This window comes from Mordavella massiliensis, assembly GCF_016901695.1.
GTDB lineage: Bacteria > Bacillota > Clostridia > Lachnospirales > Lachnospiraceae > Claveliimonas > Claveliimonas massiliensis_A.
This window is the reverse complement of record NZ_JACJKS010000086.1, coordinates 1-336: the sequence shown is the minus strand read 5'-3', so window position 1 is coordinate 336 and position 336 is coordinate 1. Positions and strand designations below refer to the sequence as shown.

1 protein-coding gene is annotated in these 336 nt (G+C 44.3%); it reads right to left on the bottom strand.

What is annotated here, in order from left to right; translation table 11 throughout:
- Positions 1 to 25 precede the first annotated feature (25 nt).
- Positions 26 to 336: transposase (locus H6A20_RS13220; protein WP_204907548.1), on the bottom strand; the 311-nt coding region annotated here is incomplete at its 5' end.

Here is a 336-nt window from a genome sequence, read left to right as displayed (position 1 = left end):
CGCCTGTTTTAACCTGGATATGGATTTAATCTGGCAGCCGTCCTTCATACATAATGCTCAACTCACCATAGACCTGGCCCCAGTTCCGGATGGTAGTTGTCCATTTTTTTGTGGCTTCAAAGGTGGCCAGATACAGGGCTTTCAGCAGTGCTGTATCGCTTGGAAAAACGTTTCTCTGCTGGTTGAGTCTCCGATAGGTGGAATTTAATGATTCTATGGCATTGGTCGTATATATGACCTTCCGCACATCTGTTGAAAATTTGAAAATCGGAGAAATCGCATCCCAGTTATCTTTCCAGCGTTTCATGGAGTTCGGATATTTAGGCGTCCATTTCT